Below are 16,377 nucleotides of genomic sequence, written 5' to 3'. Positions count from 1 at the left end.
AACGGTGCAGGGTGCGTTCTCGATCACGCCCATGACGGGAACGGTGTCAACGGGTGGGCAGCAGGACTTTGACGGGGTGAACGGGGTGCCCCCGTACACGTTCAGTGTGCAAACGGATACGAGTGGGGGGGCGACGGTGAACGCGACGACGGGCCTGTATACAGCGGGGCCGAATGCGGGGACCTCGACGGTCCGGGTGACCGACTCCAATTCAGATACTGTCGATGCAGGGGTGACTGTTACTGAAAACATTATGCTTCTAAATCAGGCTCAGTGGTCCGTTCACTCTGTGAGTAGTCAGGATTCTGGAACTCTGGCAAGTAATGCATTCGACGGTAATACAAATACTGTTTGGCAAACCTTAAATTCTCGTCCACATAATCTTGAATTGGATTTGGGCAATACCTATGAAATTGAGGGATTTCGTGCCCTTCCTTCCTCAGTTGAGGAGGCAGGTTGGATTTCATTTTTTGAGTTTTACTTGAGTGAAGATGGGGTAAATTGGGGAGATCCTGTAAATAGTGGTGAATTTTCATACAACTTTCAGGAAAAAGAATTTATCTTCCCGCGAATGGCCGCACAGTATGTACGAATTGTTCCTCTTGGTGATTTTAATGGATTTCAATTTAACAACCTTGCAGAGCTGAATGTCCTTGGAGCTCCTTTCTCCGGGAATTATGCTCCAAATGGAATCATCGACGTACCTTCAACCCATGTCACGATAAATAGTGGAAACCAAGTGTCGTTTTCTGGAACGTTTTTCGATTCCAATGGAGATTCTCCGTTGAGCTTTCACTGGAATTTTGGTGATCCAAGCATTCCTGAATCTTTTCTAGAAGATCCTGGGCCCATGACATTTAATAATCCAGGGACCTATACGGTGACATTTACGGTGACAGATGTATTTGGCCTTGCAGATCCTTTTCCGGCCTCTGTCACCATTAAGGTGCTTGCTGGAGGAAACTCAGTACTTCCTCGTGCAGATTGGACTATAACGTTTGTGAATAGTGAGGAAGTTATACTAGGAAATCATCCTGCCAGTAACGTCCTGGATGGAAATCCGAATACCATCTGGACGACTCAATGGAATAATGTCGAGGGCCCTCATGATATGCAGATTGATTTAGGTGCAGCCTTTACTATTGATGCCTTTCGGTATCTTCCACGGCCAAACAGTGGAGGAGCGAATGGCCGTATTGCTCATTACCATATTTACATTAGTGAAGATGGTCGAGACTGGGGATCACCGGTTGCTAATGGTACCTTTATTAATAGTCAGACTGAACAACGGGTGGCATTTCCCCCAAAAACTGGTCAGTTCGTCCGTCTTGTTGCTCTCACAGAAGTAAACGGAAATCGGTGGGCTGCAATGGCAGAGGCCAATATAGAGGGAGTCTGCCAGGTCCCATTTGTGCGCTTTATTGATCCACTATCCAACGAAGTGCAATCTCGGCCGACTTTAACGGTAAGTGCGAGCGTGTGTTTGACTCAAGCATTACATGCCGGATGGGGAGTCAAGTTTTCTGTTGATAGTGGTGCTCAAGAGCAGACGATCATTCTTCCAGCCAATGGAGTGATTCATCCAGATACATTCCAGACGACGTTTTCGGGTCTGGTGGGTGATAATCATCAAGTTGAAGCCTTCATTGTTGATGATATGGGAACCGAAATTTCTTCAGGTAATACCACCTATGATATCGTGACTAATGTGGGACTTGGAGATGTGTATGCTGCTATAGGAGATAGTATTACCGTGGGCGTAGGTGATGATGATCCAACGGATAGGACCTCTCAAGATGGAAGAAACACAAATACGGGTCTTGGGTTTACCCCAATCTTAAATGACCTCCTGACTGTTGAACATGGACACCCGCACGATATTCACAATGATGGAGTCAGTGGAGACTCTTCAGCCGGCATCGTCATTCGTGCACCGAAAATTCTTAAGAAGCGAAAGAAAACCTCTGTTTTCTTGATTTTGATTGGCGCAAATGATGCGAACTCAGGGCTTGTTCCAAGTGGGAAAGGGTTGAATCCAAATGACCCAGGATATCCTGGGTCATATAAGGACAATGTCCAGCAAGTGATCAATCTGCTGCACGATCCCAGTCAAAACAGAGAAGTTTATCTTGCTAAAGTCCCGTATACCACAAATGGTTCGAGCATTGCGTTCATTCAAGATTATAATATTGTGGTCGATGAACTTGTTCTGAGTAACGGGTTGACGGTGACGCCACCGAATCTGTTTACTCACTTTCAAGGAAACCAAACTGAACTCTCGAGTGATGGTTTGCACCCAAATGGAACTGGGTATCAATCCATTGCTTTTCTTTGGTGTATAGCTTTGAGCGGAGGAACATGCACAACTCCCTAGTAGAGGTTTGACCGTATGTGGTACCTAAAAACTATTCCTATCGCTTCGATATCTCTCTGTGGTTTGTTGGTCATGAATGCGTTCGCTAGTCATCAAGCATTCGAGCAAGAAATGTTTGAACCTACGGATGACGTTGAGCGTAATCAAATCGTGCAAGAACTAATTCACCCATTTATTCGTGCTCTCCAACTTGGAGATACAGTGACGCTTGAACGATATATTGACGGTAATCTTTCGGTCATGATTGGCAAACTTGTGCGGGAAAATAAAGCCTACCCACAGTTTTTGCGTGACCACTATGGAGGAAGTAAACTTCGCGGTTCGATTAAAGTCTTTCGTCCACGTCAATTGCAGGATAACGTATCATCTCGCAAGAGAAAAAAAGACGAGGATATTCTGTCCGCGAAAGGTTCTCTCTCTAACAAGAAAATAAGAAGGGCAGCCGTCGTATCTATCGACAGGGTCAATGGTCCTTCTGAAAGTTTTCACTTGAGTCTCAATCGAGATCAGCAGGGAACTTGGAAGGTCGTTGGTAAACGCTGAGGAAGTTGCCTTAAAGGTTCTACTGGTTGATGCTCTACGTGATTCAACACTCTTCTTCAAAAAATCTGCTTCTACGCTCCCCTCAATCTCTATTCTAAGTTGATGTGTGTGAGGAATGGTTGTTTTCACTCATGAACGTTAACCTGTAAATGAGTAAATTGTTTCTCGTGCTGGTATCCCCTATATTGGAGCAAAAGAGACTACAAATTGGAAAGAGGACATGTTGTCGAGGATCTTAGAGCGCAGGGTATGACCATATTCGTATGATTAAAGACGAAATAGACTGCTTAGTGGTCTTCAAGCGCACCTATGTACCTAATGTCAGACTACTCCCATAGATTTTGTAAGAGATAGACGTAAGCACTATGAACGATGCAACGGTGATTAAAGATTCGGTTGACATAATTCGGCCTAGGTCAGGCTGGTCGTTATCAGATCTTAAAGAACTTTTCGATTATCGTGACCTATTATATTTTCTTGTTTGGCGAGATGTGAAAGTCTTGTATGCGCAAACTATCCTTGGCTTTGCTTGGGCCATCCTGAACCCACTAGTTCAGATTATTATCTTTACCGTTATTTTTGGGAATATTGCACAGTTATCTTCGGAAGGCATCCCGTATATTGTATTTTCCTCCATTGGGGTCGTTCCGTGGACCTATTTATCTCAAACGATGACTTCTTCAAGTCAAAGTCTTGTGTCTGGGATGGCGATGCTCGGCAAAATATATTTTCCACGGCTAATTTTCCCTTTAAGTAGCGTGTTAGCCAAGCTAGTGGACTTCTCGATTTCTTTCATAATCATCATTGGTGTTCTTCTGTACTATGATATTTCACCAACATGGAATGTACTCTATCTTCCCTTATTTCTTATTTTTATGGTGATGTTTCCATCAGCCGTCGGGTTATGGTTATCGTCGCTTGCCGTGAGGTTTCGTGATGTAAGGTTTGGGATGCAATTTGGTATTGGGATGCTCATGTACTCCGCCCCGATTGTGTATTCAGCATCGTCGCTAGACGCAACTCTACGTTTTTTTTATTCTTTGAATCCGATTGTTGGAATTATCGAAGGCTATCGTGCCTGTTTACTCGGAACGCCAATGCCCTGGATCTATATTGTGCCAGGCATGATCGTGACCATTCTCCTCTTCATCAGTGGCGCGTGGTATTTCAAGCGAATGGAATATATGATGGTTGATGTTCTCTAATGAATTCTTGAGAGCACTAGGTTCATGTGCTCCAAGGTCTTTTCTCCAGAGTAGATGGAAGTCTGAGACGTTGAAGTGTGACGGTTCATGCGAATTCTGATACGAAATAGGTTCAGTAATGTCGGGTGGTCGAGGATACGATGAATTCCAGGAATGTTGCTATTAAAGTTGAAAATATCAGTAAGTGTTACCGTATTGGGTTAAAAGAGGAAATGCATGATAGTTTAGTGGCAGGTTTTCTCAATTTCGTAAAAAGCCCGTTAAGAAATTATCGAAAATACCGTTCACTTTATACGTTTGACGACGTGAGTTCTGATGTTGAGTTTTCAGCGAATATCAATGGTTCTGATCTTTTCTGGGCGTTACGAAACGTATTTTTTTCCGTGGAAAAAGGCGAGGTTGTTGGCATTGTGGGAAAGAATGGCGCGGGTAAGTCTACCATGCTGAAAATTTTATCCAAGATTGCCTTTCCCACGCGAGGGCACATCGAAGTCCACGGAAAGAGTTCAAGTCTGCTTGAAGTAGGAACAGGGTTTCATCCAGAGCTAACTGGACGAGAGAATGTGTATCTGAACGGAACCGTGTTAGGAATGAAAAAGAAGGAGATTGATAGGAAGTTTGATGAAATCGTGGATTTCTCTGGAGTAGAAAAATTTCTTGATACACCCGTTAAACGGTATTCGAGTGGTATGAATGTGCGACTGGCGTTTGCTGTTGCGGCACATTTAGAGCCTCAAATTCTTATTGTTGATGAAGTGTTGGCTGTTGGAGATGCCGAATTTCAAGCAAAATGTCTAGGGAAAATGAGTACCGTTGCCAAGCAAGGGCGAACGGTACTATTCGTCAGTCACAATATGGGGGCTATTACCCAGCTGTGCAGTCGTGCCTTGTGGGTCGATGGAGGCTGCGTGAAGGATGATGGACTCCCTTTCGATATCGTTAATAAGTATCTGTCGTCAGAGGTGCGAGGGGAGGGGGCCTTCTGGGCTGGCCCATCTGAAATGGAACGAGAGGGGCTTTGGGCATGGTTAAGACAAGCCAGAATTGTGTCAGGAGAGGACAATGAAGAATGTTCGCTTATGCATTTTAATCAAAAAATACACGTAGAAATTGAATATCAAGTTGAACATGGATTAAAGGAATTTCAAGTCTATCTTTTTTTGCGTGATTCATTTGGTTCGGTGGTGTGGGCGGCTCATGACACTGATGGTGAAGGCCCAGCCACAGAGAATGCTATGAAAGAGCCAGGCCTCTATCAATCGATCTGTGAGTTTCCTCAGGGACTTTTGAACCCAGGCCAGTACTTCATCTCTCTCGGGATTTTTGGAAAACCCCAAGATACTGTGCATCGAGAATATTTTGATATATTGAATTTTACAATATCTGAGTCAGGGTATCCGTTTTCATTTAGACGCTTGGGTATGTTTTCTCCCCATCAAGTCTGTGTGTGGCAACGACAGCGTCTTTAGGCTGTGAATGTTCGTCCGTTCAACCGGGTTCAAGGTTTTTTTTAATTCATAGGCCGAAGGGGTGTGATGCAATGTTTATGACAAATGGGTTCAATCCCATCACCAATGTTGAAACGCAAGAATCAGTGGCTGCGTTGACATTTGACGATGGTCCGCACCCGATTTACACGCCATGGGTTTTGCGTATCCTTCGCGAGCATGACGTAAAAGCAACATTTTTTATGGTGGGGGAGGCTGCAAGCCGGTTTCCGGAGATTGTCCACGATGTGGCGCAGGATGGGCATGTCATTGGCAATCATTCTTGGAATCACCCTAATCTGACAAAAACTCCTTCCCGCCTGCATCGTTTGCAGCAACTGAGGAAGGGTGCTAAGGGCACGGCGCCTTATTGTCAAAGACTTTTTCGCCCTCCGTTTGGCGCCCAAAATGCTCAGATTCGTTTCGATGCGTGGTTGTTTCGCTACCAAATGATCTTATGGAATGTCTCGACCCAAGATTGGGTTCGACAGGATTCGGGAGACATTACAAAAAAAATGATCGAGCGTGTGAAGCCGGGCTGTATTATGTTGTTGCATGATGCGATTTATGCAGGAAATGAAGTGATGGAACAGGATAAAGACAGAGGTCCAATGCTCAATGGACTGGATCGAGCACTTTCTACATTAAAGAGACAGATACGGTTCGTTACTGTTCCTGAACTGTTACGAGCTGGGAAGCCGGTTTGCAATTGGTCGTCATCGGAATAAACAATGAGGTAGGGTTTTTATGGATAAGCAGTATGGCATTACTGGTTTGTATAGATCGAGGAACAAGTACGTCCACTATGATGATTTATCACTTGAAGATGAATGGCAGTTAGAAGTCTATTTGCATGCCTTAGGGTTAATGAAACGGCACAACTTGAGGTCCATTGTTGATATTGGCTGTGGCTCAGCTTACAAATTACTGACCTACTTTGACGACTACGAGACGATTGGATTAGAGCTTCCAGTCAATATCCAAGTGCTTCAAGAAAGATATCCGAACAAACAATGGCAAATTTCAGACTTTACGGCAGATCCCTCAATCACAACAGATGTGGTGATTTGTTCTGATGTCATTGAACACCTCGTTGATCCAGATGAGTTGTTGGCGTTTATCAAACGAATTTCATATCACTATCTTGTGTTCTCAACTCCAGATCGAAGTCTTATTTACAGGCCGTGGCAGAGAGGGTATTGGGGCCCCCCCAACAATAAGGCGCATCAACGAGAATGGAATTTTGCCGAATTCTATAAATACCTTTCTGCACATTTCGATGTTATTGACCATCGAGTCACGAATTTACATCAATGGACGCAAATGGCTATCTGCAAACCAAAATAGCATGGATGCTGAAGTGTCTAGAAAAATAAGTTTGTTCAGACAGCAGGAATCTCTGTTTAGTATTGTGGGTCAGAGAGGTAACCCATGATGGCAAAACTCGGCAGGGTGAAAGCGATTGTTCGCAGTATGTGAGAAAATAGGGCATATAGAGTTTTCCGACCTTTATCTCCAATAGAGTATTTTGTGCTATTACTGCCTCGCCGGGAAATATCGACGCGATGAGCGTTTATGACGTAAATGCGCGGGATGTGCTGAACGTTTGAACTGGTAATGTTTTGGCTCAACCTCATCTTCTATCGTACCCATGAAGAGAAAAGACCTTTTAACGTTTCAGGATTCACTGACCTATGTGTTTCTGGGGAAAGCCAGAAGGTTTTTCCGTGAAGTGCAGGAAGAAAAGGCCAGACGTCATTCGCCGGAATGTCGTGTGGTTACACTTTTCCCTGAAGGTACTAGGCGAGGACAGGTTCTCTTTTCCTATATTATTGGTGGGTTTTTTCTTCAGCCTGGTGCATCATTTCCCAATAGGCACACGAATATCTGGCAATCATTTCAGATGGTGACCACTTTTGTTGAGCTTGGCTATGAAGTCGATGTGATTCATTGGACGAATCATCATTTTGTTCCAACAAAATCTTATTCCATCTTTGTGGATGTTCGAAACAACATGGAACGACTTACGCCACTTCTTCATCCCGATTGCATAAAGATCATGCATCTTGATACAGCTCATATTGTCTTTCATAATGCGGCCGAAGCCACTCGCTTATTGCAGTTACAACAGAGACGTGGAGTGACCTTAAAGGCTAGAAGGTTTGAAATGCCAAATTTGGGGATTGAGCATGCCCATTGTGCCACGACAACAGGCAATGATTTTGTTGCCGATACATTTGCCTATGCACGGAAACCCATCTATAAATTGCCCAGTCCGTGTGCCATGCTCATGGATCAACCTCAAAAGAATTGGGAGCACTGTAAAAAATACTTTCTGTGGTTTAGTAGTGGGGGGCTTGTTCATAAAGGCCTTGATTTGGCGTTAGAGGCATTCACCGCCTTGCCGGAGTGTCATTTGATGATCTGCGCTCCCATTGAGCAGGAGAAGGACTTTGTTTCGGCTTATTATCAAGAACTTTACGAAACTTCGAATATTCATGCTGTTGGATGGGTTGACATTGAGAGTCAACAGTTTCGTGAGATCGCAGATGCGTGTGTTGCAATGATACATCTGAGTTGCTCTGAAGGTGGAGCTCCTTCAATCAAGACCTGTATGCATGCAGGGTTAATTCCAATTGTGAGCTATGAATCAGGAGTTGATGTGCATGATTTTGGTCTAACGTTGAAGGATTGTTCAATCAGTCATGTCCGGGATGCTATTAAACAGGTGTCTCGAATGTCTCAATGTGAACTAGAGGAAATGTCACGACGCGCATGGAATTTTGCTAGGGGAAATTATACAAGAGAAAATTTTGCGAAAGAATATCGAGAGGTGATCTTAAAGATCAACGATGCATATGGCGCTAATGCTTGAAATCATCATGATTGATGACCAGTGAGATGGACGAAGAAGGTTTCAATTTTCGACGCGATGCTGACACTGTGTAAGAAGATAAAAAGAACAGAAAGTCCACGAAATCGTTTTTTTCGGTTCTCAGGTAGGCACAATTTCAAACACAACTCTTTCACAATTTATCTGGTTTAGGGTCTGGTGACCGAGGTTTTGATGGAGCTGTCTGAAATTCACCCCCAACAGGTTCTTGGCTCGTACGTGTGGGGAATCTATTTGGTTTGGTCCAATTGTCCTAGCGATTTCATTTGCAACTGTCTACGGTATAAGCTGATTATCTCTAGGTTTGGTCAGCCATACTGATTGTTCTTGGTGAAGATAGTTTGTCAATTTTGTGATTCATCGATGTAACTCAAATGAACTATATAGAAATGTTCAATCTTCTCAATGTCGTTGCTGAAATGACTGACATTGTCCGTATTGCCAGTCTGTGATGATTTTCTCAACATGGGACATAATTTAGCGCTGAGTGTTATTATTCCGTGCCTGAATGGAGAGGCAACGCTTGCGCAACAGCTTGATGCTCTTGCTGCTCAACAGTGGGACCATCTATGGGAACTCGTGATTGTAGATAATGGTTCAACTGACAAATCAGTTGAAATAGCGCAGCAATATGCTGGTTTCTTCTCGCACTTTCAAATACTTGACGCATCGGCGAAGAAAGGTGGATCGTATGCGATCAATAGGGGGGCGGATGCTGCGACGTCGAATTATCTCGCTGTTTGTGATTCGGACGATGAGGTTGAGCCTGGGTGGGTAGCTTCTATGGGAGAAGCACTTCAAGTTCATGATATCGTTTGTGGGAAATTTCGGTTCGACAAGTTTAATGATCCACGTACAGCTCAAGATTCAGCTGAAGCATGGAAAGATGGGTTATATACAGGGCGTTTTCTGCCTGGAGGGGGTAGTGGAAATTTTGGGGTAAGACGAGCTCTCCACGAACGCGTTGGAGGATTTGATGAATGTCTCCCACATGCATATGATGCAGATTATTTTTGGCGTATTCAATTGGAAGGATTTGCACTGCATTATGTTCCAGAGGCCGCGATTCAGATACGCATAGCGCGTGTTAATCAGTCATTACGCTCCATCTATTATCGAAGTAAAAACAGGTTTGCTTCCAATTATTGGTGTTATAAACGATATCGTGTTCATGGCATGCTTCCCCCTCCATCATTGACTGGATCTGCCTTACAATTAATACGCACGATCAAGAGTGGGGTTCAAGTGTGTCTGTCAAAGAGTTCGCGTAAGGATTCATGGCTTCAACGTATTTTTCAACAGACTGGTGAAGTTGTAGGTCAAATGCAAGGAAGACTGACGAATCCGTGTAAGCCATTTTGGCCAGGTCAAAGTAGCAAAAGGTGAATTGGGAAATAATAGAAATGGCTAACGTGAAAGAGGGAAGAAGAGTATTTCTTTAAAGACTTACCTTTGAAGCAATTGAGACTGTAGTTTGTCGATTGGCATCATATTGGTCATGTATAGGTAAGGATTGTAAAGCTACTAAAAATATAGCAGAAAGGTTATTCCTTCGCAGAGGAAATAGAGGGTGGAATTCGATTTTTAATTTCTTGCAAGTAACTTTATGGGGTTTTCCGATAATTTCATTTTTTTGAACGTGATTTTAGCATGGGACAATCTTTTAGACTTAGTGTGATCATTCCTTGTCTAAACGCTGAGGCGACATTAGGACAACAGCTCAATGCCCTAGCTTCTCAACAGTGGTCAGAACCATGGGAATTGATTATCGCTGACAACGGCTCTTTAGATTCTTCAATGGAAATCGTAAGAACGTTTGAGGAAAAGTTTTCAGGAATTCGAGTTGTTAATGTGGGGGGAGCACATCGGTCAGCCGCTCATGCAAGAAATGTCGGAGCGCGAGCGGCAAGATCTGATACTTTGGCATTTTGTGATGCTGATGACGAAGTTGCTTCTACATGGGTTGGTTCAATGATACATGCTCTCTCGAATCATCTAGTGGTGTGTGGGCAATTTCAATTTGATAAGTTTAACGATTCTCGCACAGCGAATGATTTCGCCAAATCCTGGGAAGATGGACTTTACATCGGACGGTTTTTGCCAGGAGGAGGGAGTGGAAATTTTGGGATCAAGAAGTGGCTTCATGAAAGGATCGGAGGATTTGATGAATGTCTTCTGCATGCAGAGGATGCAGACTACTTTTGGCGAATTCAATTAGAAGGGTTTGCGCTGCATTATGAGCCAACAGCTGCGATCCAAATACGTATAGGCCGTGTCAATCCTTCGCTCCGCTCTCTATATTTCCGAAGTAAAAACAGGTTTGCTTCCAATTATTGGTGTTATAAACGCTATCGTGTTCATGGCATGCTTGCCCCACCTTCATTGCGAGGATCTATAGTTCAATTATTCCGTACGATCAAAGGTGGAGTCCGCGTGCATTGGTCCACGCATTTGAGCCGAGATTCATGGCTTCGACGTTTTGCTCAGCAAGCAGGAGAGCTTGTTGGGCAAGTGCAAGGAAGATTGACGAATCCGTGTAAGCCGTATTGGCCCGGTCAAAATATTAAAGTGTAAAGCTGTGCTTGGGCGGTTGATGTTTTTGGGCATCGTGTCTGCTGGCTTATGTCGAGTGGGTGTCCTACCGTGAAAGGAAACAGGAGATTGTGAAGACATGATAAAACAATTAGCGACGAGGCTTCTTCCGAATACATTACAGAAAACTCTTCAACCATACTATCAGCAAGTCAGTTTACAGAAATTTCGAAAGAAAGTAGAAAAGAAAACATGGGGAGAGTCAGTGGACTTTCTCAATTATGACGTTCGGATCACTGACGGTCCAAATTTTTATATTCAATTTAAAGACGAATTTGTAAATAAAATTTATCACTTTGAAGCTCAGCGAAATGATCCGTTGATTATCGATGGTGGAAGCAATATTGGTATGTCCATTCTCTATTTTAAAAAGATCTATCCTGAAGCAAGGATCATTGGTTTTGAACCTGACCCTAAAATTTATGAGTTGCTTGAAGGGAATGTATCAAGAAACGGATTGAATGGGGTAACCTTGGTGAACTCTGGATTGTCAGCTCAAGAAGGTGAAGGCACATTTCAGGCTGACGGAAGTGCGGGAGGTTATCTTGGAGACGGGAGCGGATCCATAACGGTACGATTAGAAAAACTTTCCGCATATCTTTCTGAACCTGTCGATTTCTTAAAGTTGAATATAGAAGGAGAAGAACTTCCTGTGCTTGAGGAAGTCGCACGTAGTGGAAAGTTGAGGAATGTACGTGAACTTGTATTGGAATACCATAGCTGGCCAAATGTGGAACAGCGGATGGGAGCAATCTTATCCCTACTTGATCGCGAAGGGTTTCGTTACTTGATTCATGATTTTGACGAAGAGACGAGCCAGGTGACCAAGCCACCATTTCAATGGACGGACAAAACTATGTGGTTTTGCCTCGTGTATGCGAAAAATGTTGGAAGTACCGTGAAAGGTACGATGTAATTCTCAGGCGGTTAAGAAAAGTATGGACAGGTTATGCGGGTTTGTGAGGTTATCATGTGTGATGTATCCGATTGCAGAGAACACGATAACCTCTAAGGTTTTCCTGATTGTTCGATGATCTTGAAAATAGCACTGCACTTGAAGGAGTTATTGATAATTGGTTTGTTCAGCCATTGTACGGAAGTGGTTCTCTCAAGTACTCGTGAAAATTAATCAAGAGTTATCAACGGAGGTGCGCAGGTAAATGAGAGACCTCAAGGAAGGGAAAGGCGAGATTGAGGACCTACAACGACGAAGAAGTCCACTCTGGTCAATAAGTCCGATACCAGGAATTGTAGGAAACTTATTTTGGCATAAGGCCTAACCCGAGACCCAACTCAGTTCATATGAAGTGTCTGGATAATCTCAGAATCGGATCCTGAATGCTTTGCGAGCGTGATAAATTGATTAAATACTTAAACTCAATAGGAAAACCGGAGATTTGTTGAGCTTGGATTAAATTTTTACGGGGAGATGCCTTCTGGGACTATTGCAAGCCTGTTGAGTTAAAGGGGAACCTTGTGGCTTACCGTGTCAAATCGGAACTTTAAGCCTTACTACGACCCACCGGTTCGGTAAATTTTCCTCAACCATGAATTTACAAAGACTTAATAGACGATAGCTAGGGTGTGTACATTTAGAAACATGACCGAAGATAAGTGTAACAACTTATAGTTGTAAATATTTAGGCACATTATCTGAGTATATGGAAAAGCCACAACAGGATTTAGGGCGAGCAGCAACAGGATTGACTGCTGAGTTTGGTTTTGAGGTTAAAGGTTTTTCTCTTGGTCTCCTCGGACTCATTTTCTGTATGAGCGGCCTGTCTGCGCTGATTTATCAAGTTGCCTGGCAGCGTATTCTCGTTCTTCATAGTGGTGTTGGCATGTATTCGATTGCCATGGTTGTTGCGGCGTTTCTGTCCGGCCTAGGGATTGGAAGTTATTGGGGGGGAGTGCTCAGCAAGAAGTGCTCACAATTTGCGGCCCTTCTTGCCTTTGCGTTTTTGGAGCTGGGTGTCGGGGCATTTGCGCTGTTCAGTCCGTACTTGTTTTACGATCTTCTCTATCAACAGTATCCCTATCTTTTTTCGAATCTATGGAGCGCTGGGGTTGTCCATTTCCTTCTTTTACTTCTTCCAACGATCATGATGGGTATGTCCCTGCCGTTTATGACGAGAGGGGCAGTTTTTGATACGACAATTGCCTCCAAAACCATTGGATTTCTTTATGGAATCAACGTGCTTGGTGCCGCCTTGGGGGCATTATTGACCCCGTGGGTCTTTATTCGATTGTTTGGGATTGACGGTGCCATCAATATTGGGTCGGCCAGTAATATTTTGGCGGGTGTTATTGCCCTTATCGTTGGAAGTTATGTCGTTCCAATTTCTCAAGTTCATCAAGATTTCAAGAAGGATAATGCGTATCCTACAAGGATCGAATCTGAGGCGAGTCATACATTTGGCTTATGGCTGATGCTGTATACGTTGAGTGGGTTTGTGGCCGTTTCTTTGGAAATCGTCTGGTTTCGTCTGATTGATGTGGCTGTGAAGTCATCAGCGTTTACATTTGGAACCGTGCTGTCAATCTTTCTGCTTGGTCTTGGAATTGGAAGTCTCGCGGGTGGGTCATTAGCTTTGCGTATTCGTCAGCCTTTGAAGATGTTTCTGGTCTTCCAATGTATTCTTTTGATTTATACCGGTTTGGCCGTTTCGCTCCTTGTTTTTTTCCCTCCAGACTGGCCAGTGTATCACAAGCTTATTACCTATTGGTTAGATGCCGAAGGTACGCCGCTTGGTCCGGATGCGTTTAGAACGCATTTTCGAAGAATCGTGGGTTTGTATATTGTATTGCCGGCCTTTCTTTATGGCATTCCGACATTGCTGATGGGGTTGTGTTTTGGCATTTTGCAGCGTGCGGTACAGGATGATCCTCGGAGTAGTGGGTTTAAAGTTGGTCTGTTGCAGGCTGGCAACATTGTGGGAAATGTCCTAGGCAGCCTGGTTGCAGGGCTTCTCCTGATTAACGTCTTGGGTACGGCGGCATCACTCAAGTTTTTGCTAGCTGTTGGGCTCCTCTTTGTTGTCCTGGGAATATTATTTTATGGATCTCGAGGGGTGTTTAGTCTAGCTGGTGGGGTATTAATCCTTCTTCTGTTTGCCATGCCTAATAGTAGTCAGTTATGGCATCGGCTTCATGGTCTGACAGACATGAATGCACTGATTAAGGAGGATGCGATTGGCGTGGTGGCGATCAGTCCCAAAGAAGACGGGGCTTACCGTCTCACGATTAATGGAAAGTCTCATAGTTATTTGCCGTATGGAGGTATTTCTGCTCTGAATGGCGCAAGTCCTGCTCTGATACATCCTTCTCCAAAAGAAATTGCCACGATCGGACTTGGGACGGGGACGACAGCTTGGGCGGCGGGGTGCAGAGCTGTGACGACAAACATTACCGTATATGAAATTGCCGCTATGGAGAAAGTGTTGATCGATCAGATGGCGTCGGAACAGTCTTCCCCCAAGTTAGCCAAACTCCATGATTTTCTTGCAGACTCTCGTGTCAATATCATTTTTGCTGATGGAAGAAATGCCTTGGCGCTAGATGACAAGCAATATGACCTAATTGAAGTTGACGTACTTCGACCATGGAGCGCCTATAGCGGTAATCTTTATTCGCTAGAATTTTATACGCTTCTCGCCAGTAAACTGAAGCCTGGTGGACTCGTTCGGAGTTGGGCGTTGGGCGAACGAAACCTTCAGGCTTTTCGCTCAGTCTTTCCATATTTTATTGAACTCAAGCCGGGGCGCATTCTTGGTTGGAGTTTCGATGCGACTGCCCTTATTGGTAGTAATGAACCGATTCCATTGGAGGTGGAACAATGGTTGGCCCGGCTGGCTGCTCCTCACGTGCAGAAGTACCTTGGCGAGGAAATCACGCAGCAGATGTCGAGTATGTTAAAAACAGCTCAGGGTCCATCACCGTCACCCAATCCTACGGTGAAGCCGAATCGTGACCTCTTTCCACGCAACGAGTTTCGCACACCTTCCCATCTGTAGGAGTTGGTTTTGTTATGCGTATTGTGTTCAACGAAAAGGGAAATCCAAAAGCCCAATGTCGGATGTATTCACCATTCGGGGTTTGAACGATTGGGGGCAATGTTTCGTCAATGCGAGTATATATTGCGAGTCAAGTGGGTCGAGCGCAACGAGTGTATTCATATGTTCAGGCTGTGTATCAGCATCGGATGGCTCAAACATCAGCCCAAAGAGTTTCACAAAAAATTCGAGTGCTTCTTCAGGCATGTTCTAGGGTTTTTTACGATCGAAAAAAAGTTCTATGCTATCCAGACAGACCCCAGTCTCTCTTTGTTATTTCTCAGATCTTTCTTTCCTTGGGACTTCACATCACGACAGATCCCTCAGAGCAATGTGAGATCGCGATTCAATGGCACAATACCATTGGTACCGGTAATCCGATTTTTCCACCCGAACCAATCTTGGAGTCTCTTGCACAGGATCGGCCTGACATACAGATTTTGAATATGCATTGTCGTGATGTGAGTAAAACCCGTGTGAGTAAAGTTTTCGAAGAAGTGTTTGGCTATTCCCTAGCAGTTGATCCAAGAACATTTTCTGGGAAATGTGTTATGAAATCAGACTGGAATGGACTGCATTTGGGGGAAGTCATTGACTGCCCGATGGAGAATCTGAGGGAGAATTTTGTCTATGAAAAATTGATTCATAATGAGGTTGAAGATGGCTTAGTTGAGGATATGCGCGTTCCAATATTTCAGAATAGGATTCCTTTTGTCTACTTAAAGTATCGGCCCGTTCAGGATCGTCTTGTGGATCGAAAACATACATTGTCCAAAACAGTCATGGCGAATGTTTCAGATGTCCTGACTAAAGAAGAAGTCGCGAAAATCAATGCATTTTGCAAAAATATGAGACTTGATTACGGAGAAATTGATGTTCTTCGAGATCGAACCGATCAGCGTATTTACATTGTGGATGTGAATAACGATCCAGCTGGTCCTCCTTCACCGATTAGTGGTCATCCTGTCCCGATAGCCATTGTTCGGTTGTCCCAGGCATTTGAGGAAACGTTTTTAACGGTCTAGTGGCTGATTCTGTCTTGATGATATGCCAAAATATGTCCGTTGTGTGAGTCTATTTTTTTGTGAGATAGAATCAAAGATAGAATGTTTTGCATGTATACGAATTTCTCACTCGTGAATAGGAATACGGTGATGAGTTTCACGGACTAATAAAATGTTTTATTCTCAGCAAGTAGGAAACGGTCAACTAAAACAGAAAGGGTAGCATC

Annotated in this window: 12 protein-coding genes; all 12 read left to right on the top strand. The window is 44.0% G+C overall.

Annotated elements, in window-relative coordinates:
- A partial coding sequence (locus ACWQXP_RS22685) for a discoidin domain-containing protein (protein ID WP_454065159.1) occupies positions 1-2,374 on the top strand: 2,374 nt, incomplete at its 5' end.
- A 72-nt stretch (positions 2,375-2,446) separates the two neighbouring features.
- The gene (locus tag ACWQXP_RS22680) at positions 2,447-2,917 is read left to right on the top strand and encodes a hypothetical protein (protein ID WP_454065158.1); all 471 of its coding nucleotides are present in this window, start codon (positions 2,447-2,449) and stop codon (positions 2,915-2,917) included.
- 365 nt (positions 2,918-3,282) lie between these two features.
- Positions 3,283-4,122: an ABC transporter permease gene (locus ACWQXP_RS22675; protein ID WP_454065157.1), complete on the top strand. Its 840-nt coding sequence runs from the start codon at positions 3,283-3,285 to the stop codon at positions 4,120-4,122.
- A gap of 140 nt (positions 4,123-4,262) precedes the next feature.
- Positions 4,263-5,591 carry an ABC transporter ATP-binding protein gene (locus ACWQXP_RS22670; protein ID WP_454065156.1) on the top strand — a complete coding sequence of 443 codons (1,329 nt, stop codon included), beginning with the start codon at positions 4,263-4,265 and terminating at the stop codon, positions 5,589-5,591.
- 71 nt (positions 5,592-5,662) lie between these two features.
- Positions 5,663-6,337 (top strand): polysaccharide deacetylase family protein, encoded by a 675-nt coding sequence (locus ACWQXP_RS22665; protein WP_454065155.1) that lies wholly within the window; start codon positions 5,663-5,665, stop codon positions 6,335-6,337.
- 19 nt (positions 6,338-6,356) lie between these two features.
- Positions 6,357-6,956: a class I SAM-dependent methyltransferase gene (locus ACWQXP_RS22660; RefSeq protein ID WP_454065154.1), complete on the top strand. Its 600-nt coding sequence runs from the start codon at positions 6,357-6,359 to the stop codon at positions 6,954-6,956.
- A gap of 304 nt (positions 6,957-7,260) precedes the next feature.
- Positions 7,261-8,484 (top strand): glycosyltransferase, encoded by a 1,224-nt coding sequence (locus ACWQXP_RS22655; protein ID WP_454065153.1) that lies wholly within the window; start codon positions 7,261-7,263, stop codon positions 8,482-8,484.
- A 483-nt stretch (positions 8,485-8,967) separates the two neighbouring features.
- Positions 8,968-9,888, top strand: a complete 921-nt coding sequence (locus ACWQXP_RS22650) for a glycosyltransferase family 2 protein (protein ID WP_454065152.1) — start codon at positions 8,968-8,970, stop codon at positions 9,886-9,888.
- Positions 9,889-10,152: 264 nt separating this feature from the next.
- Positions 10,153-11,076, top strand: a complete 924-nt coding sequence (locus ACWQXP_RS22645; protein ID WP_454065151.1) for a glycosyltransferase family 2 protein — start codon at positions 10,153-10,155, stop codon at positions 11,074-11,076.
- Between the two features lie 97 nt (positions 11,077-11,173).
- Positions 11,174-12,010, top strand: coding sequence for an FkbM family methyltransferase (locus tag ACWQXP_RS22640; RefSeq protein WP_454065150.1), 837 nt, complete (start codon positions 11,174-11,176; stop codon positions 12,008-12,010).
- Between the two features lie 745 nt (positions 12,011-12,755).
- Positions 12,756-15,107, top strand: a complete 2,352-nt coding sequence (locus ACWQXP_RS22635) for a fused MFS/spermidine synthase (protein ID WP_454065149.1) — start codon at positions 12,756-12,758, stop codon at positions 15,105-15,107.
- Positions 15,108-15,217: 110 nt separating this feature from the next.
- Positions 15,218-16,171 (top strand): hypothetical protein, encoded by a 954-nt coding sequence (locus ACWQXP_RS22630; RefSeq protein WP_454065148.1) that lies wholly within the window; start codon positions 15,218-15,220, stop codon positions 16,169-16,171.
- Positions 16,172-16,377: the final 206 nt, after the last annotated feature.

This window comes from Candidatus Nitrospira salsa (genome assembly GCF_965152625.1).
The sequence above is the reverse complement of the archived record's forward strand: the minus strand, read 5'-3'. Positions and strand labels throughout refer to the sequence as shown.

Bases quoted from the DNA above. Each gene is read 5' to 3' on its own strand.
- ACWQXP_RS22680 (WP_454065158.1), top strand. From the start codon at position 2,447: ATGAATGCGTTCGCTAGTCATCAAGCATTCGAGCAAGAAATGTTTGAA.
- ACWQXP_RS22675 (WP_454065157.1), top strand. From the start codon at position 3,283: ATGAACGATGCAACGGTGATTAAAGATTCGGTTGACATAATTCGGCCT.
- ACWQXP_RS22670 (WP_454065156.1), top strand. From the start codon at position 4,263: ATGAATTCCAGGAATGTTGCTATTAAAGTTGAAAATATCAGTAAGTGT.
- ACWQXP_RS22665 (WP_454065155.1), top strand. From the start codon at position 5,663: ATGTTTATGACAAATGGGTTCAATCCCATCACCAATGTTGAAACGCAA.
- ACWQXP_RS22660 (WP_454065154.1), top strand. From the start codon at position 6,357: ATGGATAAGCAGTATGGCATTACTGGTTTGTATAGATCGAGGAACAAG.
- ACWQXP_RS22655 (WP_454065153.1), top strand. From the start codon at position 7,261: ATGAAGAGAAAAGACCTTTTAACGTTTCAGGATTCACTGACCTATGTG.
- ACWQXP_RS22650 (WP_454065152.1), top strand. From the start codon at position 8,968: ATGGGACATAATTTAGCGCTGAGTGTTATTATTCCGTGCCTGAATGGA.
- ACWQXP_RS22645 (WP_454065151.1), top strand. From the start codon at position 10,153: ATGGGACAATCTTTTAGACTTAGTGTGATCATTCCTTGTCTAAACGCT.
- ACWQXP_RS22640 (WP_454065150.1), top strand. From the start codon at position 11,174: ATGATAAAACAATTAGCGACGAGGCTTCTTCCGAATACATTACAGAAA.
- ACWQXP_RS22635 (WP_454065149.1), top strand. From the start codon at position 12,756: ATGGAAAAGCCACAACAGGATTTAGGGCGAGCAGCAACAGGATTGACT.
- ACWQXP_RS22630 (WP_454065148.1), top strand. From the start codon at position 15,218: ATGCGAGTATATATTGCGAGTCAAGTGGGTCGAGCGCAACGAGTGTAT.